Below are 25798 nucleotides of genomic sequence, written 5' to 3'. Positions count from 1 at the left end.
GGCCCGCGCGGATGAGCGACGACAACCTGGTCTCGGCGTACGTGGACGACGCCGAGCGGGACGCCGAGGCGAGCGTCCGCCCGAAGCGGCTCGACGAGTTCATCGCCCAGCACCGCGTCCGCGACCAGCTCGACCTGCTGTTGCAGGGCGCGATGCGGCGCGGCTCCCCGCCCGACCACATCCTCCTGTCGGGCCCGCCGGGTCTCGGGAAGCCGGTGTCCGTGGAGGCTCTGGTCCTGTTGGAGAACGGATCACGGCGCCGGCTCGGTGACATCGAGGTGGGTGACCGGGTCATCACCCGAACCGGGGCGGGCGCCACCGTGCTGGCGGTGCACGAGCAGGGTGAACTGGAGTCGGTCAGGATCCGGACCACGAGCGGGCGGGATGTCGTCGCGGCACCCGACCACCCCTTCTGGACCACCGAGGGCTGGACGAAGGCGGGAGATCTCACCGACCGCGACTTCGTCGCCAATGTCCTGTGCCCGGAACTGGTCGCGGACACCGTTCAGGATGTCGCCGAGTACAAGCTCGCCGGCTATCTCATCGGCGACGGATGCACGACGAATCAGGTCACCTTCACGGGGGGTGACGAGGACGTGCTGGCCGACTTCCGGTCTGTTTGTGACCGGATCGGGCACAGTCACGTGACCAGGCCCAACAGTGCCCGCAGTTCGATGATCCGTATCTCGGGTCTTCAGCCCTGGCTGGCCGAACATGGCCTGCTCGGCAAGAACGCCTGGCAGAAGCGAGTGCCCGACTTCGTCTTCGAAGGTGACGCCTGGCAGGTGTCGGCGTTTCTCGGCGCCTACTTCGCCTGCGACGGTACGGTGAGCCGCCGGGGACGTGACCGGTACGACGTGGTCGTCGAGTTCTACAGCGTCTCACGGGGGCTGCTGGAGGACGTACAACACCTGCTGCTGCGGCTCGGTGTTCAGTCACGGCTCAAGCTCAAGCGCGGGCGTTACCAGGGTCGGCCGCACGAGTCCTGGCGGTTGAGCGTCACCAGCCAGGACGATGTGGCGCGGTTCGCGCAGCGTGTGACGGTGATCGGTGAGCGAGGTCGGCGGCTCGCCGAGTGGATGCCGCGTCGAGATCGATTCGACGAACGGCTCGCCGCCGACCGGGTGGCCTCCGTCGAGGCGGTCGGCCTGCAGGAGTGCCGGTGCCTGACCGTCGACGGCGACCACACCTTCACGGTTAACGACTTCGTGGTGCACAACACAACGTTGGCCAACATCGTCGCCGCCGAGCTGGGCACCGGGATCCGGGTGACCAGCGGCCCGGCCATCGAGCGTTCCGGTGACCTGGCCGCGATCCTGACCGGCCTCGCCGAGGGCGACGTGCTGTTCATCGACGAGATCCACCGGATCGCCAAGCCGGCCGAGGAACTGCTCTACAGCGCCATGGAGGACTTCCGGGTCGACGTGGTGGTGGGCAAGGGTCCGGGTGCGACCGCTATTCCGCTGGACGTGGAGCCGTTCACGCTGGTCGGCGCCACCACCCGCTCCGGCCTGCTGACCGGCCCGATGCGCGACCGGTTCGGCTTCGTCGCGCACCTGGACTTCTACGCGCCGGCCGACCTGGAGACGCTGCTGCACCGGTCGGCCCGGATCCTCGGCGTGCCGATCCGGGCCGAGGGGGCGGCGGAGATCGCCGGCCGGTCCCGGGGCACCCCGCGCATCGCCAACCGGCTGCTGCGCCGGGTGCGGGACTACGCCGAGGTACGCGCCGACGGCGTGGTCACGCTGGAGACGGCGCGGGCCGCGCTGACCGTCTACGACGTGGACGCGCTCGGCCTGGACCGGCTGGACCGGGCGGTGCTGACCGCGCTCGTCGACTCGTTCCGGGGCGGCCCGGTGGGCCTGTCCACGCTCGCCGTGGCGGTGGGCGAGCAGCCGGACACGGTCGAGGAGGTCTGCGAGCCGTTCCTGGTCCGGGCCGGGCTGCTGGCCCGTACCCCGCGCGGGCGGGTGGCGACGGAGGCCGCCTGGCGCCATCTGGGCCGCACGCCCCCGAATGGTACATTTGGGATGGATGCCCCTCCGGGGCCCGATCTGTTCTCGGTGCAGACCGACCAGCCGTGATCCGTTCGTGATCTGTGCCGCATTCGGTCTTCTCAGGAGCAGGGACTAGACTTCGCCGCGTTTGTACAGGACGTGAGAATTCGCTTCCGCTGCGGCGCCCTCCGGCGCCGGGGCGGACGCCAACCGGAAGGTCTACACCGTGCTTTACGCAGCAGCGAGTGGCGGAGGAGCCGGCGGTCTGACGCCGATCCTCATGATCGCTCTGCTCTTCGTCGTCATGTACTTCATGATGATCCGTCCGCAGCAGAAGCGCCGCCGCGAGGCTGAGCAGATGCAGTCCGCCCTCGCCCCGGGCGACGAGGTGGTCACCATCGGCGGCCTGCACGGCACGGTCACCGCGGTCGAGGACGAGACGGTCCTGCTGGAGGTCGCGCCCGGCGTGCAGACCCGGTACGCCCGCCCCGCCGTCGCGCGGGTGATCAAGCGCGCCGAGGCTCCGGCTGAGGAGACGATCACCGAGGACGCCGAGCCGGTCAAGGAGTGACCACCCGCCCCGGACGGGGCAGCGGATTCATCCGTACAAGTGGATAGTTGGGGTCGGCGCCCGGCGTCGGCATCCGGCCGGGCCGTGCGGCGCCCCCACGCCGCGCACCAGCCGGCGTGCCGTGCTCCGGTGCCGACCCGCCGGAGCAGTCGGGCGGACACCCCCGGCCCGACAGTTGTCGCCGCCGCGGAAGCGGCGCGACCGTACAGGGAGACAGGACAGCCGTGGCACCACCTCAGGGACAGATGCGGCCCGGACGGCAGCTCGCCGTACTCGGCTTCATCTTCGTCGTCCTCTATCTTTTGGTGTTCTTCTCGGGCGGCGCCAGCGGCGGCTGGAAGGACCGGCTGGAGCCCCGGCTCGGCCTGGACCTCGTCGGCGGCACCCGGCTGACGCTCGAGGCCACGAACACCGTGGACGGCAAGCCCCCGACCGCCGACAACCTCGAGGAGGCCCGGCAGATCATCGAGAGCCGGGTCAACGCCTACGGCGTGGCCGAGGCCGAGGTGGTGACCGAGGGCAACCGCAACATCGTCATCTCCCTGCCCGGCCAGAACCGCGACCTGACCGACGTCGGTGAGGCCGCCGAGCTGCGCTTCCGCAAGGTGCTCAAGGCCACCGACGGCAGTGGCGCCGCAGCCGCGCCCGCGCCGGTGCCCAGCGCCACCCCGTCCGGGTCCGCCAGCCCGGCGCCGTCGGGCAGCGCGTCGCCGAAGGCGAGCGCGAGCCCCAAGGTGAGCGGGTCGCCGAGCGCCGGCGGCCAGGGCGGCATGGCCCCGGCCTCCCCGTCGGCGACGCCGAGCGCCGCCGCGCCGAGCGCGAGCCCGAGCGCCGCCAGCCCGAGCCCGAGCGCCAGCGCCGAGCCGGTGCCGCAGAGCATCGAGCAGCAGCGCAAGGCCGTCGAGCAGAAGGTCGGCGCGCCCGCCTGGGCCGCCGCCTCCGGCCTGCAGGCCCCGGCGGACCTGACCACCGACCCGTCGCTGGCCGACAAGCTCAAGCCGTTCGGCACGCTCTCCCCGCAGGAGGTCGCGGTCCTGCCGGTGGAGATGCAGTTCAACGTCCCGACCATCACCTGCGCCCAGCTCGACACGCGGCCCGCCGCCTCGATCAAGGACGAGAAGCAGAAGGCGGTCGCCTGCGAGTCCGGCGCGAAATACCTGCTGGACGTGGCGAAGGTGCTCGGCACCGATGTCAAGGACGCCTCCGCCCAGCTCGACCAGACCAGCTCCTGGGTGGTCAGCCTGAACTTCACCGGCAAGGGCCAGGAGAAGTGGACCGCGCTGACCCGCGAGGCGTTCAACAACGAGGGCCAGGCCTGCGACCAGACCGCGCTCGGCCAGGACGGCAAGTGCCGCGTCGCCGTGGTGCTGGACAACGAGATCGTCTCGTCCCCGGAGATCCAGGGCGTGCTGACCGGTGACTCGCAGATCACCGGCAGCTTCGACAGCAAGGCCGCCAACGCGCTGGCCAGCCAGCTGCGCTACGGCGCGCTGCCGGTCACCTTCGAGCCGCAGGAGCAGCAGAACGTCACCGCCACGCTCGGCGACAGCCACCTCAAGGCGGGTCTGCTGGCCGCCGGCATCGGCATGCTGCTGGTCATCATCTACTCGTTCTTCTACTACCGTCTGCTCGGCTCGGTCATCTTCCTGAGCCTGGTGCTCTCCGCGCTCCTGGTGTTCGGCGCGCTCGTGGTGCTCGGCCGGTCGATCGGCTTCACGCTCACGCTCGCCGGCATCGCCGGCATGATCGTGTCGCTGGGCGTCGCCGCGGACTCGTTCGTCATCTACTTCGAACGACTGAAAGACGAGATCCGGGAGGGCCGCAGTCCACGCAGCGCGGTGCCGCGCGCCTGGATCCGGGCCCGACGGACGATCATCTCGGCCAACGCCATCACGCTGATGTCGGCGGTGGTGCTCTACATCGTGTCGGTCGGCGCGGTGAAGGGCTTCGCCTTCGCGCTCGGCCTGGCGACCGTGCTGGACCTGGTCGTCGTGTTCCTCTTCCGCCACCCGATCATGACGATGTTCGCCCGTACCAAGGCGTTCCTGTCGCCGCGGGTCAGCGGTCTGGGCCGGGCGCTCCCGGCCCGGTCGGCCGAGCCGGGCACCGCCCGCAACCCGCGTGTGAAGGAGGCCTGAGATGGCTAAGAGCGGTCTTGCCGCCCGGCTCTACCGGGGCGAGGCGGATCTCAACATCGTCGGGCGCCGCAACGTGTGGTTCGGCGTGGCGGGCCTGCTCGTGCTCGTCGCCGTGCTCAGCTTCGCGATCAGCGGGTTCAAGCTCGGCATCGAGTTCGCCGGCGGCAACTCGTTCCAGGTGCCGGCCAGCGTCGGGACGCTGGACCGGGCCGAGCAGGTGGTCGACGAGGTGCTGGCCGACGAGGCGCCCGGCGTCGAGGTGGTGAGCGCGCAGAAGGTCGGCGGCACCAGCGGCGAGTTCTACGAGATGCGCACCGGGCAGCTCTCCGCCGAGCAGGCGAACGAGGCCAAGGCCGCGATCGCTCAGGAGTTCGGCATCCAGGCCGACCAGATCAGCGGCAGCCAGGTCTCCGAGGCATGGGGCAGCCAGGTCACCTCGCGTGCCTTCCTCGGTCTGCTGATCTTCATCGCGGTCGTGTCGATCTACCTGGTGCTGCGCTTCGAGTGGCGGATGGCGGTCGCCGCCATCATCTCGCTGCTGACCAACCTGGTCCTCACCGCCGGCATCTACTCGCTCGTCGGCTTCGAGGTCACCCCGTCGACGATCATCGGCTTCCTCACGATCCTGGGCTTCGCGCTCTACGACGTGGTGGTGGTCTTCGACAAGGTGCAGGAGAACACGCGCGGCATCACCGCGAACAACAACGTCACCTACGGCGAGGCGTCCAACCTGGCGCTCAACCAGAGCCTCATGCGGTCACTGAACACCTCGGTGGTGGCGCTGCTGCCGGTCGGCGGTCTGCTCTTCATCGGTGCCGGCCTGCTCGGGGCGGGCACGCTGAAGGACCTCGGCCTGGTGCTGTTCGTCGGTATGGCGGTGGCGTTCCTGACCTCGATCCTGCTGGCCACGCCGCTGCTGGTGCTGCTGAAGAACATGGACCCCCGGATCAGCGCGCACAACAAGCGGGTGCAGGCCCGCCGGGCCGCGCTCGCCCGCGGCGAGATCACGCCGAAGGGCCGGCCGGCCGCCGCGCCGGTCGCCGACGCGCCGATCGACCCGGAGGCGGCCGCGCTGGCCGGCGCCGCGCCCAAGGTGGGCGCCCGCCCGACCGGCAAGCGCCCCAGCGGAGCCCGCGGCGGTCGTCCCGCCGGTGGTGGCGGCAACCGGCCCGGCGGCAAGCGCCGCTGACCGTAGGACCGGACGGAATTGGTTCGACGGCGTCCGCCATGCTGATGTCACGGCATGACGGACGCCGTCGTCGTTTCGAGAGGACATGGGACATACCGTGACGGAGACCCACACCGCAGGGATACGCGGAGACATCGGCCCGGAGGTCGCCCAGCTCGTCGCCAGTCGGCTGCTGGACGTGCCGGACTTCCCCAAGCCGGGTGTCGTGTTCAAGGACCTGATGCCGCTGTTCGCCGACGGTGAGGCGTTCCGGGCGGTGATCGACGGCATCATCGCCCACCACGGGCCGGACTCGTTCGACACCGTCGCCGGCATCGAGGCGCGCGGGTTCGTGCTGGCCGCGGCGGTCGCGTACGCCACCGGGGTCGGCGTGGTGCCGGTGCGCAAGGCCGGCAAGCTGCCCCGGGCCACCCTTTCGGCCTCCTACGCGCTCGAGTACGGCGAGGCGACGCTGGAGGTGCACCAGGACGCCTTCACCGCCGGTCACCGGGTGCTGGTGCTCGACGACGTGCTCGCCACCGGCGGCACCGCCGAGGCGACGCTCGACCTGGTGGAACGCGCCGGCGGGACGGTCTCCGGGTTCACCGTGCTGCTGGAGCTGGGCTTCCTGGCCGGCCGTGAGCGGCTGGCACCGCGCCCGGTCCATGCCCTGTTGACCGTTTGACCAGGCCGGCCCGTCCGGGCGGTCGGCACCGACCGCCCGGGGGAGCGGTGGCGTACCCTGCGTGCGGGTAGCATTGCCCTTTGCCCGCCCCGGCCGAGCTGTCCGGGGCGGCGAAGGCGCCGGGGCCCGGCCCCCGGCGACCGCGTGGAACAACACCGGCCCCCGGGCCGGTTGAACCAGACGTCGGCCGGACGGCCGGCGCATTCCGGCGAGCGGTGAGGAGGCCGGTGTCCCACGATGTCGTCCCTCCGGTGGAGGGCACGGTGCACCCGACAGGCGACGCGGACGGCTCGGTGACCGAGCGCAGCGGCAACCCGCCGGCGCGGGCGATCGGTGCCACCGGCGCGTCCGACGCGACCGCCGACGGCGGGGCGGTCGTGGTGCCGTTCCCGACCGAGGGCTCCACCGAATCCCCGGCCGGCGGCGGTTTCGCCCTCTCCAACGCGCCCACCGGCCGACGGGTACGCGCCCGGCTGGCCCGGTTCAACGCGCCCTGGCAGACCTCGCAGGTCAGCGAGGTGCTGGAGCCGCTGATCGCGACGCACCGGGAGAACCACCCCAAGGCCGACGCGCGGCTGCTCCAGCGCGCGTTCGACACGGCCGCGCGGTGGCACTCGGGGCAGTACCGCAAGTCCGGCGACCCCTACATCACGCACCCGCTCGCGGTGGCGACCATCCTGGCGAACCTGGGCATGGACACCACCACGCTGGTGGCGGCGCTGCTGCACGACACCATCGAGGACACGGAATACACGCTCGACCAGATGCGCGCCGACTTCGGTGGTGAGGTCGCGCTGCTCGTCGACGGCGTCACCAAGCTCGACAAGGTCAAGCTCGGCGACGCGGCCAAGGCCGAGACCATCCGCAAGATGGTCGTGGCGATGGCGAAGGACCCCCGCGTCCTGGTGATCAAGCTGGCCGACCGGCTGCACAACATGCGGACGCTCACCTTCCTGCCCCGCCCGAAGCAGGAGCAGAAGGCCAAGGAGACGCTGGAGATCCTGGCCCCGCTGGCGCACCGCCTCGGTATGAACACGATCAAGTGGGAGCTGGAGGATCTCGCCTTCGGCACGCTGTTCCCGAAGCGGTTCGAGGAGATCAACCGGCTGATCGGGGAGCATCAGCCGCAGCGCGAGGCGTTGCTGCGCCAGGTGACCCAGAAGGTGTCCACCGACCTGAAGGCCGCCAAGATCAAGGCGGAGACGACCGGCCGGCCGAAGCACCTCTACTCGATCTACCAGAAGATGATCGTGCGGGGACGCGACTTCAACGACATCTACGACCTGGTGGGTGTGCGGATCCTGGTCGACACGGTGCGGGACTGCTACGCGGCGCTTGGGGTCATCCACGCCAACTGGCAGCCGGTGCCGGGCCGGTTCAAGGACTACATCGCGATGCCCAAGTTCAACATGTACCAGTCGTTGCACACGACTGTCATCGGGCCCACCGGCAAGCCGGTGGAGATGCAGATCCGCACGTACGCGATGCACCGCACGGCCGAGTTCGGCATCGCCGCGCACTGGAAGTACAAGGAGCACAAGGGCACCCCGGTGGTGGGCCCGCCGGCGCACATCGACGAGATGACCTGGCTGCGGCAGCTGCTGGACTGGCAGCGCGAGGCGGCCGACCCGAGCGAGTTCCTGGACGCGCTGCGGTTCGACCTGTCCAGCCAGGAGGTGTACGTCTTCACCCCCAAGGGCGACGTCATCCCGCTGCCGACCGGGTCGACGCCGGTGGACTTCGCGTACGCGGTGCACACCGAGGTCGGGCACAAGTGCATCGGCGCGCGGGTCAACGGCAAGCTGGTGCCGCTGGAGTCGACGCTCTCAAACGGCGACGTGATCGAGATCTTCACGTCGAAGTCCGACACCGCCGGCCCGACGCAGGACTGGCTCGGCTTCGTCAAGAGCCCGCGCGCGCGTACGAAGATCCGCCAGTACTTCAACAAGGAGCGGCGCGAGGAGGCGATCGAGGCCGGCAAGGACGCGATCGTCAAGGCGATGCGCAAGCAGGGCATGCCGTTGCAGCGGATGCTCACGTCGGACGCGCTGATGGCGATCGCCCGGGACCTGCACCTGGCCGACGTGGCCTCGCTCTACGCCGCGGTCGGCGACAGCCAGGTCTCCGCGCAGTCGGTGGTGCAGAAGCTGATGGCCTCCTACGGCGGCGAGGAGGGCGCGGCGGAGGACATCGCCGAGACCGCCGTCGCCACCCGGCCGCCGCGCAGCCGGCAGAGCAGCGCCGACCCGGGCGTGGTGGTCCGCGGCGTCAGCGACGTCTGGATCAAGCTGGCCCGCTGCTGCACGCCGGTGCCGCCGGACTCGGTCTTCGGGTTCGTCACCCGCTCCGGCGGGGTGAGCGTGCACCGGGACGACTGCGCCAACGCCGAGGACCTGCGTGCCCAGCCGGAGCGGGTGGTCGAGGTGAGCTGGAAGCTCACGTCGGCCTCGACGTTCCTGGTCGCCATCCAGGTCGAGGCGCTGGACCGGCACAAGCTGCTCGCCGACGTGACCCGGGTGCTGTCCGAGGAGCGGGTGAACATCCTGTCGGCGACAGTCACCACCACCCGGGACCGGGTGGCGGTGAGCCGGTTCAGCTTCGAGATGGCCGACCCGAAGCACCTGGGGCACCTGCTGGCCGCCGTCCGCAAGGTCGACGGCGTGTTCGACGCGTACCGGGTCACCTCGGGGGCCTGAGCCACCCACGACGCACGCGAAAGCGCCCGCCGGCTGGATCCGCAGCCGGCGGGCGCTTCGTCGTCGTGGGTGCGGTCAGCCGCCCTGGATCGGGCTCATGGTCACCTTGGTCATGGTGATCTCCTTCTTCGGGTGGCCGCCGCCGGCCTGCTTGGCGAACGCGCCGTCGTCACCGGCCGCGGCGACCTGCTTCACCACGTCCATGCCGTCGGTGATGGTACCCAGCACCGTGTAGTTCGGGTCGAGCGGCGAGTCGCCGTACACGATGAAGAACTGGCTGCCGGTGCTGCCCGGCTGGTTGGACTTCGCCATCGCGATGACGCCCTCCGGGTACGGCGGGCGCTTGTCGGTGGGCAGGTTCTCCTCGGCCAGGTTGTACGACGGCCCGCCGATGCCGTCGGTGTCCCGCCAGCCCTTCCCGGTGGCGCTCGGGTCGCCGCACTGGAGCACCTTGATGCCCTCGGTAACCAGCCGGTGGCACTTGGTGTTGTTGTAGAAGCCCTTCTCCGTCAGATGCGTGAAGCTACCGGCGGTGCAGGGCACCTTGGCGCGGTCGATCTTGGCGGTGATCTGGCCCAGGTTGGTGTCGATGGTCAGCGTCTGGGTGCCCTTGCCCGCCTGCTGGGCCGGCGGCAGGCCGACGTCCTTGATCTGCGGCGGCCGGCCCTCCTTGGGCACCTCCGTGTACGCGCACTGCACGGAGCCCGCGCCGGTGGCGCCGCCCGCCTGCTGCTCGTCGTCGTCACCGCCGAGCGAGGTGGCCAGCCAGACCGTGCCGGCCACGACGAGCACAAGCACCGCGGCGGCTCCGACGATCGCCTGGGTCTGCCGGCGCTTACGGGCCCGGCCGGCCCGCTCCGCCATCTCCCGTTCGAGCTTGGCTCGCGCCGCCGCGCGCTGGCGGTCTCTGGTGGACGTCACGGTCACTCCTCACCTGCTGCGTATGGGTCGGCGCGCGCGCCGGATCATGTCTGACACCGCCGGCGGCCGCCGGATCGGCTTGTCGGGTCAGCCCGCGCTGGCGCTGGGCGACGGCGCGGGGCTGCCGGCCGGTGCCGCGCCGGGCTCGCCGACGGTCACGCTCTGGACCAGCACCTGCGTCTTCGGCTTGACCTTGGCGCCATTGCCATTGTCCATCGTCGGCAGGGCGCCGATCTTCTCCACCACGTCGAGGCCGCCGGTGACCTTGCCGACCACGGAGTAGGCCGGCTTGGCCGGGCTGGCGTCCTTGAAGAAGATCAGGAACTGGCTGCCGTTGCTGCCCGGCGGGTTGCCGATCATGGCGACCGTGCCCTTCGGGTACGCCGGGGGCTGCCCGGGCGCCGGGGAGGCCGACGGGTCGGGCTCCGGCGCGGTCGGGACGTTCTCGTCGTAGAACGAGTAGGTCGGGCCGCCGAGCCCGGTGCCCGTGGGGTCGCCGCAGCGCAGCGCGCCCTCGGCGGTGATCTCGTGGCAGGTGGTGTTGTCGAAGAACGACCGGCCGGCCAGGTAGCTCAGGCTCGCCGCGCCGCACGGCGCGTCGGTCTGGTCCAGCTCCACCGTGATCGGCCCACCCTGGTTGGTGGTGATCGTCATCGGGCGGGTGCCCGAGGTGGGCAGGCCAGTGGTGGGCGGCTGGCCGACGTCCTTGAGGTTGGTGTTGACGGCGCCGTCCTCGGCGGTCCAGAGGCAGACGTCCTCGGCGGCCTTCTTCTCCGGCTCGGAGTCGAACGCGCCGAGCGCCCAGGCGGAGCCGGCCACGATCAGCACGAGCACCACCGCGGCACCGACGCCGGCCCGGATCTGCCGGCGGCGCTTCGCGGCCGCCGCCCGCCGGGCGAGCTGCCGATCGAGTTTGGCGCGCGCCAGTTTGCGCTGCCGGTCCCTGCTGGAAGCCACGTGTGCTCCCCTTCCTCTGCCTGATCGCCGCCGGCGCCGGGCGCCGTCCGCCGTTCCGATCGGGGTGCGCCACGCCACACGCCCGCCAGAGTGTACGGGTAGCGACTGTGAATGTGGTGTACGAGGTCCCGCCGTCTCAGCCCGGCCGGGGCAGGCGGGGCCGGTGGCGGGCGAAACCCGCTCGCCGCTGCGACTAGGCTGCAGGGGACGACGACCGGACGGAAAGGGGAGCGACGTGCTCGTGGCCGGCTTTCCCGCAGACGCCTTCGGCACCAACTGCTATGTGGTGGCGACCGGGCCGGGGGAGCAGTGCGTGGTGGTCGACCCCGGCATCGGGGTGCTCGACCAGCTCGACGCCGTGCTCGCCGAGCACCGCCTGCACCCGGCCGCCGTGCTGCTCACCCACGGCCACCTGGACCACACGTTCTCCGTCGCCCCGGTCTGTGGCGCGCGGGGCATCCCCGCCTACGTCCACCCGGACGACCGGGAACTGCTGGCCGACCCGAGCAAGGCGCTGTCGATGGACCTGACCCAGTTGTTCGGCGGCCGGCTGCCGTACGCCGAGCCGGACGACGTGGCCGAGCTGACCGACGGCGCGACGCTGTCGCTCGCCGGGTTGGAGATCACCGTCGACCACGCTCCCGGCCATACCGGCGGGTCGGTGCTGTTCCGGTTGCCCGGCGCCGGCTCGCCCTGGGAGGCGGAGCAGATCTGCCTCTCCGGTGACGTGCTGTTCGCCGGCTCGATCGGCCGTACCGACCTGCCGGGCGGCAGCATGCCCCGGATGCTGTCCAGCCTGCGGGACAAGGTGCTCCCGCTGGCCGACGACACGGTCGTCCTGCCCGGCCACGGCCCCGCGACCACGATCGGCCGCGAGCGCGCGACAAACCCGTTCCTCGTCGAGGTGGCGGGCACCGGCGGCGCGCGCCCGGCCGCGCCCACCCGAGGCCTCTAGACCCTCGCCCGCGCCCGCGCGGGTTCTCAAGGAGTTCGTGATGAGCAAGCCCACGCCCATTTCCGGCTTCCCGGAGTGGACCACCGCCCAGCGGATGATTGAGCAGTTCGTTCTCGATCGCATCCGCGCCACGTTCGAGCTGTACGGCTTCGCGCCGCTGGAGACCCGCTCGGTCGAGCCGCTGGATCAGTTGCTGCGGAAGGGGGATACCGCAAAGGAGGTCTACCTGCTGCGCCGGTTGCAGGCCGACGCCGACGGCCCGGCCGGTGACGACGCGCTCGGCCTGCACTTCGACCTGACCGTGCCGTTCGCGCGGTACGTGCTGGAGAACGCCGGCAAGCTGCAGTTCCCGTTCCGCCGCTACCAGATCCAGAAGGTCTGGCGGGGCGAGCGCCCGCAGGAGGGCCGGTACCGCGAGTTTCTCCAGGCCGACATCGACATCGTCGACCGGGACACGCTGCCGGCGCACTACGAGGCCGAGATGCCGCTGGTCATCGGCGACGCGCTGCGGTCGCTGCCGATCCCGCCGGTGCGCATCCAGGTCAACAACCGCAAGATCTGCGAGGGGTTCTACCGGGGCATCGGGCTGACCGACACGGAGGCGGCGCTACGTGCCGTGGACAAGCTCGACAAGATCGGTCCGGCCGGGGTGACGGAGCTGCTGGCGAGCACCGCCGGGGCGAGCGAGGCACAGGCCAAGGCCGTGCTGTCGCTGGCCGAGATCTCCGCGCCGGACGCCTCCTTCGCCGACGCGGTGCGCGGCCTCGGGGTGAGCGACCCGCTGCTTGACGAGGGCGTCGCTGAGCTGACCGCGGTGGTGGAGACCGCGGCCGCGCACGCGCCCGGCCTCTGCGTGGCCGACCTGCGCATCGCGCGGGGCCTGGACTACTACACGGGTACGGTCTACGAGACGCAGATGATCGGCTACGAGCGGTTCGGCTCGATCTGCTCCGGCGGCCGGTACGACAACCTGGCCAGCTCGGGCAACGTCCGGTTCCCCGGGGTGGGCATCTCGATCGGGGTGACCCGGCTGCTGGGCCTGCTGTTCGGCGCCGAGGCGCTGTCGGTGTCCCGTTCGGTGCCGACCTGCGTGCTGGTGGCGGTCACCGCCGAGGAGGACCGGGCGGCCAGTGACGCGGTCGCGGCGGCGCTGCGCTCGCGCGGTGTGCCCACCGAGGTGTCCCCGTCGGCGGCCAAGTTCGGCAAGCAGATCCGGTACGCCGAGCGGCGCGGCATCCCGTACGTCTGGTTTCCCGGCGCGGACGGTGACGAGGTCAAGGACATCCGTTCCGGCGAGCAGGTGCCGGCCTCGGCGGGGGAGTGGACGCCGCCCCGGGCGGACCTGAAGCCGCTGGTCGGCCCGGCCGGCACTGGCGTCTGAAGACGTTTCGACCTACGGTGGCGTAAGTTACGCCACCGTAGGGAGAACGTCGTGACCGTGCTCAGCCAGACCGCTCTGCTCACCGAACTCGAGCCGGTGGTCGAGAAGAACCTCGACCGCCACCTGTCGCTGGCCAAGGAGTGGTTCCCGCACGAGTACGTGCCGTGGAGCGAGGGCCGCACCTTCGACGGCCCGCTGGGTGGCGAGGCGTGGTCGCCGGAGGACTCGACGCTGCCCGAGGTGGCGCGGACCGCGCTGATCGTCAACCTGCTCACCGAGGACAACCTGCCCTCGTACCACCACGAGATCGCCACGCTGTTCGGGCGCGACGGCGCGTGGGGCACCTGGGTGCACCGGTGGACCGCCGAGGAGGGCCGGCACGGCACCGCGATCCGCGACTACCTCACGGTGACCCGGGCGGTGGACCCGGTGGGGCTGGAGCGGGCCCGCATGGTGCACATGTCGGCGGGCTACCAGAACGCGCACGACCAGGAGATGCTGCACTCGCTGGCGTACGTGTCGTTCCAGGAGCTGGCGACGCGCATCTCGCACCGCAACACCGGCCGGGCCACCGGCGACCCGACGTGCGAGGCGCTGCTGGCCCGGGTGGCCGCGGACGAGAACCTGCACATGGTCTTCTACCGCAACCTGCTCGGTGCCGCGTTCGAGCTGGCCCCGTCGCAGGCCATGCGCGCGGTCGCCGACGTGCTGGCCGACTTCCAGATGCCGGGCGTGGGCATCGACGGCTTCGCCCGCAAGTCGGTGGCGATCGCGCTGGCCGGCATCTACGACCTGCGCCAGCACCGCGACGACGTGGTGATGCCGGTGCTGCGCCAGTGGAACCTGTTCGACGTGACCGGCCTGAACGCCGACGGCGAGGCCGCCCGCGACCAGATCGCCGAGCACCTCGACACCCTGGAGACCCAGGCGTCCCGCTTCGAGGAGAGGCGCGCGGCCAGGGCCACTCGCCTGCTTGCACGCTAACCCCACGCCGCGCCTCCCCGCCCGAAGCGAGCTACCGAGAATCCTCGGTACGGCATGGTGAAGGGCGCCGGACGAGGCGTCGCTCAACGGATCGAAGCCGCAGCTCGGCACGTATTTGCTGCAGCCGGTAAACGCAGTGCGTAAATCGGTTGACATCATGGAGAAGGCGATGGTTTCGATCAAAGGTAGTCATGCATCTACCTTCATGATAGCGTTCTTCTCAACGCGCGGAGTTGTCGAATGGCAACCTCGTGTGCCGGAATCTGCCGACGAGAAAGGTGCTACCTATGCGACGAGGGGTAAAGCGAGCGATCACCGCAGCGGCCGCCACGGGGCTCGCTCTGGCTGCTATTCCCGGCACGCCCGCCTTCGCCATCTCGAAGGTGTCATGCACCAGTTCTACCGTGGACATCATTACGGCTCTCAACTATCACCACTGCTACAGTGGTGCGGGTACGGCGTACACGACCATCAACGGTGTGGTTCGTATCAAGGCCGGGAACAACACGGCTTTCGTGACGCTCTCGAACGGAGACATGATTTACTACAACCCCGGTGAGTCCACGACTTTCCCGGCCCCCGGCAAGACTATTACGGCGGTCAGGATCGTCTAGTCGCGCCTGCGCTGACTCGCGCCCGGCGCGTTGTTTTTTCAGACGCCCAGACCGGAGCTTGTCGCGCATCCTCGAACAAGGCTGGTATGCCTGAAGCAAGCCCTGAACGCCCTAGTGGGCGTCCAGGGCTTGCTTCATTGTCTGGGGAATTGTTCCCTGTCGGATGCGCACCCTGGTCGTACTCCGCCCGATCTTCGGCGGCGTGCGCCGTTGAGGGCATACGGGCCTCCCGCGCTCGGCAATGACCAGGTGCTCGGCTGGGGTGGGCGCCGCCTGGCCGACCTGGAGGGCTCGCTTGCTGAGCGTGCGCACCGCGACTGTGGCGGCGAGGTCCGGTCGGCTCGGGCCGCGCCGAGGGCGCGAGATCGCCGAGCCGCGCGGTGCCGGGTCCCACCGCCGCGACCCTGAACCGGTTCTGACAGATGGTGTCGATGTTGTTGCTTCGGTGTTACATCGCGCGCGGGTGCGAATCCGGGCAAAGCCATGTCTTGCTTATGATCTTAAATGTGTGAATACTTTGGGCATCCGGGAGGTTTCCCCAGGTCACCCGGGTTGTCCTCGGGCGCGCCCCCATGACAGCGCCCGTTCACCCCCATTCGGAGGTTGTTACATGCGACCCACGAGGTCCACGCTCCGCCGCGCCGCCGCAGTAGCCGTCGCCGGCACCCTGGTCACCGGCTCGCTCCTCGGCGCACCCGCGCAGGCCGCCCCCACGGCCCTCTCGCCGGACGCCGCCGCCACCCTCGTCGAGAAGCTCGGTGCCCGCGCGGCCGGCACGTACGCCGACGCCAGCGGGAAGATGATCGTCACGGTGACCGACACCGCGACAGCCCGCCAGGTGCGTGACGCCGGCGCCATCCCGAAGATCGTGGCGCGCGGCGCGGACAAGCTCAACGCCGCCACCGGTGAGCTGGAGCGCTCCGCGAAGATCCCCGGCACCGCCTGGTGGACCGACCCGGCCACGAACCAGGTCGTCGTCTCCATCGACAGCACCGTCACCGGCGCCAAGCTGGAGCGGGTCAAGGCCGCCGCCGCCCGGCACAACGGTGCGATCCGCATCGAGGCCGAGGCCGGCGTGCTGAGCACCCGGATCTCCGGCGGCCAGGCGATCTACGCCGGCGGCGGGCGCTGCTCGCTCGGCTTCAACGTGCGTAGCGGCTCGACGTACTACTTCCTCACCGCCGGGCACTGCACCAACATCGGCTCGACCTGGTACTCGAACTCCAGCCGCACCACGGTGCTCGGCACCCGGACCGGCACCAGCTTCCCGGGCAACGACTACGGCATCGTGCGGCACAGCAACTCGGCCAACGCGGCCGGCAACGTCTCGCTCTACAACGGCAGCACCCAGGACATCACCTCGGCCGGCAACGCGTACGTCGGCCAGTCCGTCCGCCGTTCCGGCAGCACCACCGGCGTGCGCAGCGGCAGCGTCACCGCGCTGAACGCGACCGTCAACTACGCCGAGGGCAGCGTCTCCGGCCTAATCCGCACCACCGTCTGCGCCGAGCCGGGCGACAGTGGCGGCTCGCTGTTCGCCGGCACCACCGCCCTGGGCCTCACCTCCGGCGGCAGCGGCAACTGCTCCTCCGGTGGCACGACCTACTTCCAGCCGGTCACCGAGCCGCTCAGCGTCTACGGCGTGAGCGTCTTCTGATCCACGCACTCCCACGAACGGGCCGCCGGGCGACCGGCGGCCCGTTCCGCGTACCCGATCAGGCGCCCGCGCCCCGGCGGCCGGGACTGACCGGCGGCCCGCCCGGCCGCGGAGGCTCGGCCGGCCGGGCCGCCCAGTGCCGGTGCGCCAGCCGCGCGGACAGCACGGCGGCCAGCGGCCAGAGCGTCACCGCGAGCGCCGCCACCCGTTCGGCCAGCCCGGTCCGGGAGCCGCCCGTCACCTCGACCACCGACCAGCCGAACAGCGCCAGCAGCACCGCCGTCGCGGCCAGCGCCACCGGCCGGCGGAACGCCCACGGCGGCCGGCCCGCCGGGGAGGCGGCCACCTCGCGCGGCACCCGCAGGGGCAGGCGCAGCGCCGTTCCGGCCGGCCAGAGCGCCAGCGCGAGCACCGCCACCGTGGCCACCACGCCGTGCGCCGGGGAGCCGCCCACCTGCGGGCGGGGGAACGCGATGAGCGCGACGGTGGCCACCCCGCCGATCGCCAGCAGGAAACGGCTGGGCAGCCCGGCGGCGTGCAGCGCGGCGGCGGTGGCGCAGTAGCAGCAGCCGAGCAGCACCAACGCGCCGCCCATCAGCCACGGATCGGTAGCGCCCTCGCCGGCCAGCTCGCTGATCGTGTCGCGGACCGGGTCGTATCCCGCCGGCTGGCGGGCGCCGGCCACCGTCCAGCCCGCCACCAGCAGCGCGGGCGCGGCGGCCGCGGTGGCCACGGCCCAGCTCGGTACGGCACGCACCCGGCCACGGTAACCGCCGGCGACGCGCGCCACCGGGCTTTGTCGCCTCCCGGGAGGGGCCGGGCTCGACGGGTGCCCGGGAACGGGCCCGCCCGCCCTGACAGAATGCGGGGAGCAGTGAGTGGACCAGATTGAGGAGACGCCAGCCGTGATCCGTACCCACAATGCCGGAAGCCTGCGCGCCGCGGACGCCGGCTCGACGGTGACCCTCGCCGGGTGGGTGGCCCGCCGGCGCGACCACGGCGGCGTCATCTTCGTCGACCTGCGCGACGCCTCCGGCGTCGTGCAGGTGGTCTTCCGCGAGGAGGACGCGCACGCGCTGCGCAACGAGTTCTGCGTCAAGGTCACCGGCGAGGTGACCCGCCGTCCGGAGGGCAACGAGAACCCGGACCTGCCCACCGGCGAGGTCGAGGTGACCGCGTCCGCGCTGGAGGTGCTCTCCGAGGCCGCGCCGCTGCCGCTGCCGGTGGACGACCAGATCGAGGCCGGTGACGACATCCGGCTCAAGTACCGCTACCTGGACCTGCGGCGGGGCGGCCCGGCCAAGGCCATGCGGCTGCGCTCGCGGGCCAACCAGATCGCCCGGGGCGTGCTGCACGAGCGCGACTTCCTGGAGATCGAGACGCCGACGCTGACCCGCTCCACCCCGGAGGGCGCCCGCGACTTCCTGGTGCCGGTGCGGCTCCAGCCGGGCAGCTGGTACGCGTTGCCGCAGTCGCCGCAGCTGTTCAAGCAGCTGCTGATGGTCGGCGGCATGGAGCGGTACTACCAGATCGCCCGCTGCTACCGCGACGAGGACTTCCGCGCCGACCGGCAGCCGGAGTTCACCCAGCTCGACATCGAGATGTCGTTCGTCACCGAGGACGACGTGATCGACCTCGGCGAGGCGATCGTCTCGGCGCTGTGGAAGGACCTCGCCGGCTACGAGATCTCGCGGCCGATCCCGCGCATCACCTGGCACGACGCCATGTCCCGGTACGGCTCGGACAAGCCGGACCTGCGCTACGGCGTGGAGCTGACCGAGCTGACCGACTACCTGCGCGGCACCGCGTTCCGGGTGTTCGCGGGCGCGATCGACGCGGGCGGCTACGTCGGCGCGGTGGTCATGCCCGGCGGCGCGGCGCAGACCCGCAAGGAACTGGACGGCTGGCAGGACTGGGCCAAGGCGCGCGGCGCGCGCGGCCTGGCGTACGTGGTGCTGGACGCCGAGACCGGCGAGCCGCGCGGCCCGGTGGCGAAGAACCTGTCCGAGGCGCACCTGGCCGGCCTGGCCGACGCGGTCGGCGCGAAGCCCGGCGACGCCATCTTCTTCGCCGCGAGCACCAACACCCGCGAGGCGCAGGAGCTGCTCGGCGCCGCCCGGATCGAGATCGCCAAGCGGGCGAACCTGGTCGACGAGAGCGCCTGGGCGTTCTGCTGGGTGGTCGACGCGCCCATGTTCGAGCCGACCTCCGACCAGGAGAACGGCGGAGCGGGTGGCTGGACCGCCGTGCACCACCCGTTCACCTCGCCGAACGCCGAGTGGGTGGACCGGTTCGAGTCCGCGCCGGACCGGGCGCTGGCGTACGCGTACGACATCGTCTGCAACGGCAACGAGATCGGCGGCGGCTCGATCCGTATCCACCGCGGCGACGTGCAGCAGCGGGTGTTCGACCTGCTCGGCATCACCGCCGACGAGGCGCAGGACAAGTTCGGCTTCCTGCTGGAGGCGTTCAAGTACGGCGCCCCGCCGCACGGCGGCATCGCGTTCGGCTGGGACCGGGTCTGCATGCTGCTGGCCGGCGCGGACTCGATCCGCGAGGTGATCGCGTTCCCGAAGACCCGGGGCGGCTTCGACCCGCTGACCGGCGCGCCCACCCCGATCACCGGGCAGCAGCGCGCCGAGGCCGGCATCGACGCCAAGCCGAAGGCGCCGGCCGGTCCGCACGCCGGCACCGCCGGCCCGGCCGCCCCGGTGGCCGACCCCACCTGATCGTCACCTGCCGGAGAGGCCCGCGTCATGATGACGCGGGCCTCTTCGATCTTCAGGGGGAGTGATGAGACTGCTCGTGGTGCGTGCCAGCGGCCGGTGAGGTGGTGCTCGACTCCACCCGCGCCACCGGGCTGCTGCGGACCCGCCTGCGGGGGATCTTCGAGCTGTACGTCTAGTTGCACGGATTCTTTGCAAGCATCTTGTGCATGGAAAGTGTGCACAGATATTGTGCATCTCATGGAGGAGAAGAAGGAGCGCACCGTACGCATCGACCACCGCCAGGTCCGTGCCCTGGCGCAGCCGCTGCGCATGCGGCTGGTCGGGGCGCTGCGCGTGGGCGGCCCGGCCACCGCCACCGCCCTCGCCGAGGCGCTCGGCACCAACAGCGGCGCGACCAGCTACCACCTGCGCCAACTCGCCGAGGTCGGACTCGTGGTGGAGGACCCGAGCCTCGGCACCGGCCGCCAGCGCTACTGGCGGGCCGCGCACGACGTCACGAACTGGGAATCAAGCGACTTCGACGACGACCCCGACGCGCGGGCGGCCATCGAGTGGATCGAGGCGGACTACGTCCGCTTCTTCGCCCAGCACGCCGAACGCTGGTTCGCCCAGCGGCACCGGTGGTCGCCGGCCTGGCGCGACGGCTTCGGTATGGGTGACTTCTTCATGCGGATTCCGGCCGACCGCCTCAAGGTGATCCAGGACGAGGTCTTCGCGGTCTTCGAGCGGCACCGCGACGCCACCGACCCCGACGACCCCGACGCCGAGACGGTGCAGTTCTACCTCGCCGCCCTGCCGATGGACGCGGCCTACCCACGGTCCACCCCGCCGCCCGCCGAGGAGAAGCCGTGACCACGCTGTCCGTACGCCAGATCCGGACCCGCTACCTCACGCTGTACGGCCTGCGCTGGCTGCCCAGCGGCCTGCTCATGCCGGTGATGATCCTGCTGATGCAGGAGCGCGGGCTCACGCTGTCCCAGATCGGCCTCGTCGCCACCGCGCAGGGCCTCGTCGTGCTGGCGCTGGAGCTGCCCACCGGCGGCTTCGCCGACGCGCTCGGGCGCAAACCGGTGCTTGTCGTCGCCTGGGTGCTCGGCCTGGGCTCGCTGGCGCTGATGGCGGTGGCCGACTCGTTCTGGATGTTCTTCCTGGTCTGGGCATTGCAGGGCGTCTACCGGGCGCTCGACAGCGGCCCGATGGAATCCTGGTACGTCGACGCCACGCTCGCCGTCGACCCGAAGGCCGAGTACGAGCGCGGCCTCGGCTGGGCCGGCACCGTGATCGGTGTCGCCATCGGCGCGGGCGCCCTGCTCAGCGGCGGCCTGGTCGCGCTCGGCCCGGTCGGCCCGGTCAGTGCCCTCGCGCTGCCGGTGATCGTCGCCGCCGTCCTCCAGGCCGTCTCCGTCGTGGCGCTGCTGGCGCTGATGGCCGAGCGGCGGCCCGCGTCCGGCCCGGCCGCGCTGCGCGCCTCCGTGGTCGACGCGCCCCGGATGGTCGGGCAGGCAGTCGGGTTGCTGCGCCGCAACCGGGTGCTCGCGGCCCTGGTCGCCGTCGAACTGTTCTGGGGCTTCGGCATGGTCACCTTCGAGTCGCTGCTGCCGGTGCGCCTCGCCGAGGTGCTCGGCGACCCGGACCGCGCTGCGGCGCTGCTCGGCCCGGCCAGCACGGCGGCCTGGCTCGCCAACGCCGCCGGCGCCGCGCTCACCCCGTTCCTGCTGCGCCGTCTCGGCGCCGCCCCGGCCGCCGCGCTGATGCGGATCCTGCAGGGCGTGACGGTGGTCGGCATGGGCCTGCTGGCCGGCCCGGTCGGCATCCTCATCGCGTACCTGGCCTGCTACACCGTGCACGGCGCGTCGAACCCGCTGCACATGGGACTGCTGCACCGGCAGGTCGACGGGCCGTACCGGACGAGTGTGCTGTCGCTCAACTCGATGGCCGCCCAGCCGGCCGGCGCGCTCGGCGCGGTCACGCTCACCGCGCTGGCCGACGCCACGAGCGTCGGCGTCGCCATGGTCGTCGGCGGTGTGGTGCTGGCAGTAGCCGCGCCGCTCTACCTGCCGGCCTGGCGCGCCGGTCGCCGTACCCCGCCGGACACCACTGTGGAACCGGAGGTGACCGGCGGCGGCCCCGGCCACGCCGGCCTGGTCGCCGAGCCCGGCCCGTCCCACGACGCGACCGCCGCAGCGGCCCCCGCCGGCCGCGCCTGAGCCCGGCCCCCGCACCCGGCCCGGGCCCCCGTTGCGAGCCACTCACGCGGAAGCGGGCCCGGGCGGGCGCTGCGGGTCAGGCGAGCGCGACGGAGGTGCGGCGTTAGGCGGCGGTGAAGCCGAGCCGCCGGTACAGCCGGATCGCGCCCACGTTGTCCGGGTGGACGCCCAGCGCCACGACGTCGTACCTGCCGAACAGGGCACGCGTCATCCCGGCGGTCAGCGCCGCGCCCAGCCCTCGGCTGCGATCCGCGCCGCAGGCGAGCAGCGCGGCCCGCCCGGTCAGCACCTCGTCGACCGTGATCATTCCGTCAGCGTACGAGCATCAGGGCCGGTGCCGGAGGTCGAGCCACCGTCCGTTCCACGGTGGAGATTGACGAACAGACCGATTGGGTACATCCGTCGCCGACCTGCTGGGAACCCCCACCGGAGGAACGACATGCTCGCCATTCTCGCGGCCATCGTGTTCGGCTTCGCGCTGCTGCTCGACTTCATGAACACCGACCTCGGCGCGCCCGATCTGTTCAGCACCTCGACCCTCATGCTCATCGGCTTCCTGCTGCTCTCGCTCTACCTGGCCGGCGTCGGCTCCGGCCCGCGCGGCGGCGGTGGCGGCCGGTGGTACCGGGGCCGGCGGCCGGGTCGCGGCTGACCGGAAAAGACCACCCGGGTCGGGTCGGCGGCGCGATTCCGGCGTCGTCGGCCCGGCCCGGTACTGTTCTCGTGATGGAATCGGACGCCCTCTTCACCCTCGGCGAGCCGGCCGGCGCACCCGCGGGCGCGGGCGGCACCGACGGCTTCACCGACACCCGGGCGGATTCGCCCCTGCCTGTGCGGATGCGGCCGGCGGGCATCGACGAGCTGGTCGGGCAGGAACACCTGCTCGCGCCGGGGGCGCCGCTGCGTCAGCTGGTCGAGGGCGCGGCGCCGTTGTCGGTGATCCTCTGGGGGCCGCCGGGCAGCGGCAAGACCACCATCGCCCACCTCGTGGCCCGGGCCACCGACCGGCGGTTCGTGGCGATGTCCGCGCTGACCGCAGGCGTGAAGGACGTCCGTGCCGTGATCGACACCGCCCGTCGCCAACGCCGGTCCGGCGGCCCGCCCACGGTGCTGTTCATCGACGAGGTGCACCGGTTCAGCAAGACCCAGCAGGACTCGCTTCTCGCCGCCGTCGAGGACCGTACCGTCACGCTGCTCGCGGCGACCACGGAGAACCCGTACTTCTCGGTCATCTCGCCGTTGCTGTCACGCTGCGTGCTGCTCACCCTCCAGGCGCTCGACGACGACGACGTACGCGGGCTGCTGCGCCGTGCGGTGGCCGACGAGCGCGGGCTCGGCGGCGCGCTGGTGCTGGCCGAGGAGGCGGAGGACCACCTGGTCCGGCTCGCCGGGGGCGACGTGCGCAAGGCGCTCACCGCACTGGAGGCGGCGGCGGCCACCGCCACAGCGCTCGACACCGGCCGGATCGACCTGGCCGTGGCCGAACAGGCGGTCGACGTGGCGGCCGTGCGATACGACCGGGACGGCGACGCCCACTACGACGTGACGAGCGCGTTCATCAAGAGCATGCGCGGCTCGGACGTGGACGCGGCACTGCACTGGCTGGCCCGGATGCTGGTGGCCGGGGAGGACGCCCGGTTCATCGCCCGCCGGCTGGTGATCTTCGCGAGTGAGGACGTCGGCATGGCCGATCCCACCGCCCTGACGGTGGCCACCGCCGCCGCCCACGCGGTCGAGTACGTGGGCCTGCCGGAGGCACAGCTCAACCTGGCCCAGGCGGTCATCCACCTGGCCACCGCGCCGAAGTCCAACTCAGCCACCACAGCTATCGGCGCCGCCGTCACCGACGTACGCGCCGGTCGTGGTGGCCCGGTGCCGCGCGGCCTGCGCGACGCCCACTACTCCGGCGCGCGGGGCCTCGGTCACGGCGCCGGCTACCGCTACCCGCACGACGACCACCGGGGGGTGGTCACCCAGCAGTACGCTCCGGACGACCTCGTCGGAACCGACTACTACCAGCCCAGCGGGCACGGCGCGGAGCGGGCGGTGGCCACCCGGCTGCCGCTGCTGCGCCGGATCGTCCGCGGGCTGCCGGCTCCGGCGACCCGCGCGGAGGCCGGCGCCCCGGCCGCCGCGAACGGGGCCCGGGTGGGGGGCGGCGAGCAGTCCAGCGGGGCGAGTGAGGGCGGCAGCGACGCCGCCGAGGGGGGTCAGTAGTGATGGCGCGTGGTCCGGAGCGGCCGGCGGACGGCCCCGACGAGCGGCGCGACCCGCGGGGCAAGGGCCGCCGGTGGGGACGCGGCCGGGCCGAGTCCGAGCTGGACCCGACAGTCGTCGGCGAGGAGCTCGGCTGGATCGACGACCTGCGTACCGCCAAGCAGCAGGGCGGTGAACTCGGGCCGGACGGGGATCTCCCGGCGTCGCATCCCGGCACCGACCCGTCGCGTCCCGGCCCGGCCCGGCCGGCCGCCCCGAGCCCGGGCCCCGGCATGCCGCCGGCCGCCGGCCGCACGGCCCCGCGGCCCCCGGCTCCGGGCGCGCCGCAGCCCTCGACCGGTCAGCCGGTGCCGCCTCCGTCGGCAGCCCCGCCCGGTGCGCCGTCGGCCGCCGTGCCCTCGGGTCCCGGCCGGGCCGTACCGCCCCCGGCCACCGCACCCCATGGTCCCGGCCGGCCCGTACCGCCCCCGGCGGCGCCACCCCAGGCTCCGGGCCGGTCCGTACCGCCGTCGCCCGTCGCGCCACAGACCGCGGGTCGTTCCCGGCCGGGCGGTCCCGTCCCGGGCGACCGAACCGACCCGGCGATGCCCCCCGCGACCGGCCGTTCCGGCCCGGCTGCGCCCCCGGCCGCGGGCCGCCCCGGCGCCGCAGTGCCTCCGACCCCCGGACGGCCGGGCGTGGACCCGCCCGCGTTCCCGGGTCGGGCCGGCATGGACCCGTCACCGCCGGCCGGCCGGCCCGGCATGGACCCGCCCCCGGCCGGGGGCCCGTCGTCGGGGGTCCGCCCACCTGTGGTGGACGCGCCCTCCGGCGGTGGCCGGCCCGGTCCGGAGACGCCCGGCGACGGCCGGCCTGGTCCACGTCCCCCGGTCATGCGCCGCCCCGGCGGGCCTGCTCCGGCCGCGCCGCCGGTGCGACCCACCGGCCCCGAGACCGGCGCCCCGCGCCGGGCCGCCGACGGTCCCTGGCCCGGCGGCCCCGAAACCGCCGCCCCGCGCCGGCCCGCCGACGGTCCCTGGCCCGGCGTGCCCGAGGCGCCCCGGCCGCCCGATGCGCCGTACCGCCGCCGCGCGGACGGACCGACCGGCCAGCAGCCGCCGGTCGCCGGCACCCGCGTCCCACCCGGCCCGCCGCCGCCGTCCGGCCGGGTACCCGCCGACCTGGGCCGGCCGCCCGTCGACGGCGACACCCGCGTACCACCGACCCCTCGCGGTCGGCACGGCGCCGGGCCGGAGGGCCCGCATCCGGCCGGAGGCGACCCGGCGATGCCGCCGGCCCCGGTCGGACGACGAGCCCGGCCGGACGACACCGCCGGCATCCAGCCGGTCTCCGGTGGGGCCCGCCGGGCCCGCGCCGAGGACACCGGAGCCGTCCAGGCGGTCCCCGGTGGAGCGCGCCCGGCGCGGCCCGACGACGTGGCCCCCGGCACCCGGCCGGTCTCGGGGGCGGGCCGCCGGACCCGTTCCGACGATGTTCCACCAGGCACCCGGCCGGTCTCCGGCGCGGGCCGTCGCGCCGCGCCGGAAGGCGGCGTGCCCGGCGGGCCGGCCGGTCGCGCCGTTCCGGACGCCGCTCCCGTCTCTGGTGGCGGGCGACGCGCGCGGCGCGAGGAGCCCACGGCCGGTCACCACGTTCCCGCACCCGCGCCGGGTGCCGGCCGGCGGGCCGCCCAGGACCGAGCCCCGGTCGTGCCGCGCAGCGGAAACGCGCCGGACCTGCCGGGCGCGCCGGTGTCCGGCGGTCCGACGACCGGCCCGACCCCGCCGGCCGCCCGTCGTGGCACGCCCGGCGGCCGGAGCGCCGCACCCGAGGCACCAGGCGGCCGGAGCGCCGCACCCGAGGCACCAGGCGGCCGGAATGCCGCACCCGAGGCACCCACCGGCCGGAATGCCGCACCCGACGTGTCCCGTGGCCGGGATGC

Annotated in this window: 20 protein-coding genes and 2 pseudogenes; 18 read left to right on the top strand and 4 right to left on the bottom strand. The window is 72.6% G+C overall.

Features of this window, described 5'->3' with window-relative positions:
- Positions 1-11: 11 nt before the first annotated feature.
- The 8 genes and pseudogenes from ACGFIA_RS18155 to ACGFIA_RS18120 form a co-directional block, all read left to right on the top strand.
- A pseudogene (locus ACGFIA_RS18155) lies at positions 12-222 on the top strand (Holliday junction branch migration DNA helicase RuvB); the annotation flags it as partial.
- A 452-nt stretch (positions 223-674) separates the two neighbouring features.
- Positions 675-1028, top strand: a pseudogene (locus ACGFIA_RS18150) (LAGLIDADG family homing endonuclease); the annotation flags it as partial.
- 51 nt (positions 1029-1079) lie between these two features.
- The gene (gene ruvB, locus ACGFIA_RS18145) at positions 1080-2084 is read left to right on the top strand and encodes a Holliday junction branch migration DNA helicase RuvB (RefSeq protein ID WP_357386596.1); all 1005 of its coding nucleotides are present in this window, start codon (positions 1080-1082) and stop codon (positions 2082-2084) included.
- Positions 2085-2223: 139 nt separating this feature from the next.
- Positions 2224-2568 carry a preprotein translocase subunit YajC gene (gene yajC / locus ACGFIA_RS18140; protein ID WP_357386541.1) on the top strand — a complete coding sequence of 115 codons (345 nt, stop codon included), beginning with the start codon at positions 2224-2226 and terminating at the stop codon, positions 2566-2568.
- Between the two features lie 224 nt (positions 2569-2792).
- Positions 2793-4706: a protein translocase subunit SecD gene (secD, locus tag ACGFIA_RS18135; protein ID WP_357386539.1), complete on the top strand. Its 1914-nt coding sequence runs from the start codon at positions 2793-2795 to the stop codon at positions 4704-4706.
- 1 nt (position 4707) lies between these two features.
- The gene (secF, locus tag ACGFIA_RS18130; RefSeq protein WP_357469186.1) at positions 4708-5895 is read left to right on the top strand and encodes a protein translocase subunit SecF; all 1188 of its coding nucleotides are present in this window, start codon (positions 4708-4710) and stop codon (positions 5893-5895) included.
- 97 nt (positions 5896-5992) lie between these two features.
- On the top strand, positions 5993-6559 hold the full coding sequence (locus tag ACGFIA_RS18125; RefSeq protein WP_357386535.1) for an adenine phosphoribosyltransferase: 567 nt from the start codon (positions 5993-5995) through the stop codon (positions 6557-6559).
- Positions 6560-6786: 227 nt separating this feature from the next.
- Positions 6787-9255: a RelA/SpoT family protein gene (locus ACGFIA_RS18120; RefSeq protein WP_393260992.1), complete on the top strand. Its 2469-nt coding sequence runs from the start codon at positions 6787-6789 to the stop codon at positions 9253-9255.
- Positions 9256-9330: 75 nt separating this feature from the next.
- On the opposite strand, the gene ACGFIA_RS18115 is transcribed toward ACGFIA_RS18120, so the two are convergent.
- Positions 9331-10176 carry a peptidylprolyl isomerase gene (locus ACGFIA_RS18115; protein ID WP_357386533.1) on the bottom strand — a complete coding sequence of 282 codons (846 nt, stop codon included), beginning with the start codon at positions 10174-10176 and terminating at the stop codon, positions 9331-9333.
- A gap of 87 nt (positions 10177-10263) precedes the next feature.
- The gene (locus ACGFIA_RS18110; protein ID WP_357469180.1) at positions 10264-11133 is read right to left on the bottom strand and encodes a peptidylprolyl isomerase; all 870 of its coding nucleotides are present in this window, start codon (positions 11131-11133) and stop codon (positions 10264-10266) included.
- 235 nt (positions 11134-11368) lie between these two features.
- Between ACGFIA_RS18110 and ACGFIA_RS18105 the strand changes: the two genes are divergently transcribed.
- From ACGFIA_RS18105 to ACGFIA_RS18085, 5 genes are all read left to right on the top strand, one after another.
- Complete coding sequence (locus tag ACGFIA_RS18105) at positions 11369-12088, top strand: MBL fold metallo-hydrolase (protein ID WP_357386529.1); 720 nt, start codon at positions 11369-11371, stop codon at positions 12086-12088.
- 40 nt (positions 12089-12128) lie between these two features.
- The gene (gene hisS, locus ACGFIA_RS18100) at positions 12129-13469 is read left to right on the top strand and encodes a histidine--tRNA ligase (protein WP_357386527.1); all 1341 of its coding nucleotides are present in this window, start codon (positions 12129-12131) and stop codon (positions 13467-13469) included.
- Positions 13470-13520: 51 nt separating this feature from the next.
- On the top strand, positions 13521-14453 hold the full coding sequence (locus ACGFIA_RS18095) for an acyl-ACP desaturase (RefSeq protein WP_357469177.1): 933 nt from the start codon (positions 13521-13523) through the stop codon (positions 14451-14453).
- A 287-nt stretch (positions 14454-14740) separates the two neighbouring features.
- A complete protein-coding gene (locus ACGFIA_RS18090; RefSeq protein ID WP_357469174.1) occupies positions 14741-15067 on the top strand; it encodes a beta/gamma crystallin domain-containing protein in 327 nt (108 codons plus the stop codon).
- Between the two features lie 610 nt (positions 15068-15677).
- The gene (locus ACGFIA_RS18085; RefSeq protein ID WP_357386523.1) at positions 15678-16724 is read left to right on the top strand and encodes an alpha-lytic protease prodomain-containing protein; all 1047 of its coding nucleotides are present in this window, start codon (positions 15678-15680) and stop codon (positions 16722-16724) included.
- Between the two features lie 58 nt (positions 16725-16782).
- Here ACGFIA_RS18085 and ACGFIA_RS18080 read toward each other — a convergent pair whose 3' ends face one another.
- A complete protein-coding gene (locus ACGFIA_RS18080) occupies positions 16783-17481 on the bottom strand; it encodes a DUF998 domain-containing protein (protein WP_357386521.1) in 699 nt (232 codons plus the stop codon).
- Between the two features lie 148 nt (positions 17482-17629).
- Here ACGFIA_RS18080 and aspS point away from each other — a divergent pair, with 148 nt between their 5' ends.
- The 3 genes from aspS (at position 17630) to ACGFIA_RS18065 (ending at position 21660) form a co-directional block, all read left to right on the top strand.
- Positions 17630-19453 carry an aspartate--tRNA ligase gene (aspS, locus tag ACGFIA_RS18075; RefSeq protein ID WP_357386592.1) on the top strand — a complete coding sequence of 608 codons (1824 nt, stop codon included), beginning with the start codon at positions 17630-17632 and terminating at the stop codon, positions 19451-19453.
- 237 nt (positions 19454-19690) lie between these two features.
- Positions 19691-20305 (top strand): helix-turn-helix domain-containing protein, encoded by a 615-nt coding sequence (locus ACGFIA_RS18070; protein ID WP_357386519.1) that lies wholly within the window; start codon positions 19691-19693, stop codon positions 20303-20305.
- Positions 20302-21660 (top strand): MFS transporter, encoded by a 1359-nt coding sequence (locus ACGFIA_RS18065; protein ID WP_357386517.1) that lies wholly within the window; start codon positions 20302-20304, stop codon positions 21658-21660. Before ACGFIA_RS18070 ends, ACGFIA_RS18065 begins: the two co-directional genes overlap by 4 nt.
- A gap of 103 nt (positions 21661-21763) precedes the next feature.
- Here the strand turns inward: ACGFIA_RS18065 and ACGFIA_RS18060 are convergent, their stop codons facing one another.
- Positions 21764-21967 (bottom strand): GNAT family N-acetyltransferase, encoded by a 204-nt coding sequence (locus ACGFIA_RS18060; RefSeq protein ID WP_357386515.1) that lies wholly within the window; start codon positions 21965-21967, stop codon positions 21764-21766.
- Between the two features lie 132 nt (positions 21968-22099).
- Between ACGFIA_RS18060 and ACGFIA_RS18055 the strand changes: the two genes are divergently transcribed.
- Both ACGFIA_RS18055 and ACGFIA_RS18050 read left to right on the top strand, forming a co-directional pair.
- Complete coding sequence (locus tag ACGFIA_RS18055) at positions 22100-22312, top strand: hypothetical protein (protein ID WP_018785054.1); 213 nt, start codon at positions 22100-22102, stop codon at positions 22310-22312.
- A gap of 74 nt (positions 22313-22386) precedes the next feature.
- Positions 22387-23877: a replication-associated recombination protein A gene (locus tag ACGFIA_RS18050; RefSeq protein ID WP_357386513.1), complete on the top strand. Its 1491-nt coding sequence runs from the start codon at positions 22387-22389 to the stop codon at positions 23875-23877.
- Positions 23878-25798 lie beyond the last annotated feature (1921 nt).

The organism is Micromonospora sp. NPDC049203 (assembly GCF_043197215.1).
Lineage (GTDB): Bacteria > Actinomycetota > Actinomycetes > Mycobacteriales > Micromonosporaceae > Micromonospora.
This window is presented reverse-complemented; position numbering and strand designations above follow the sequence as displayed.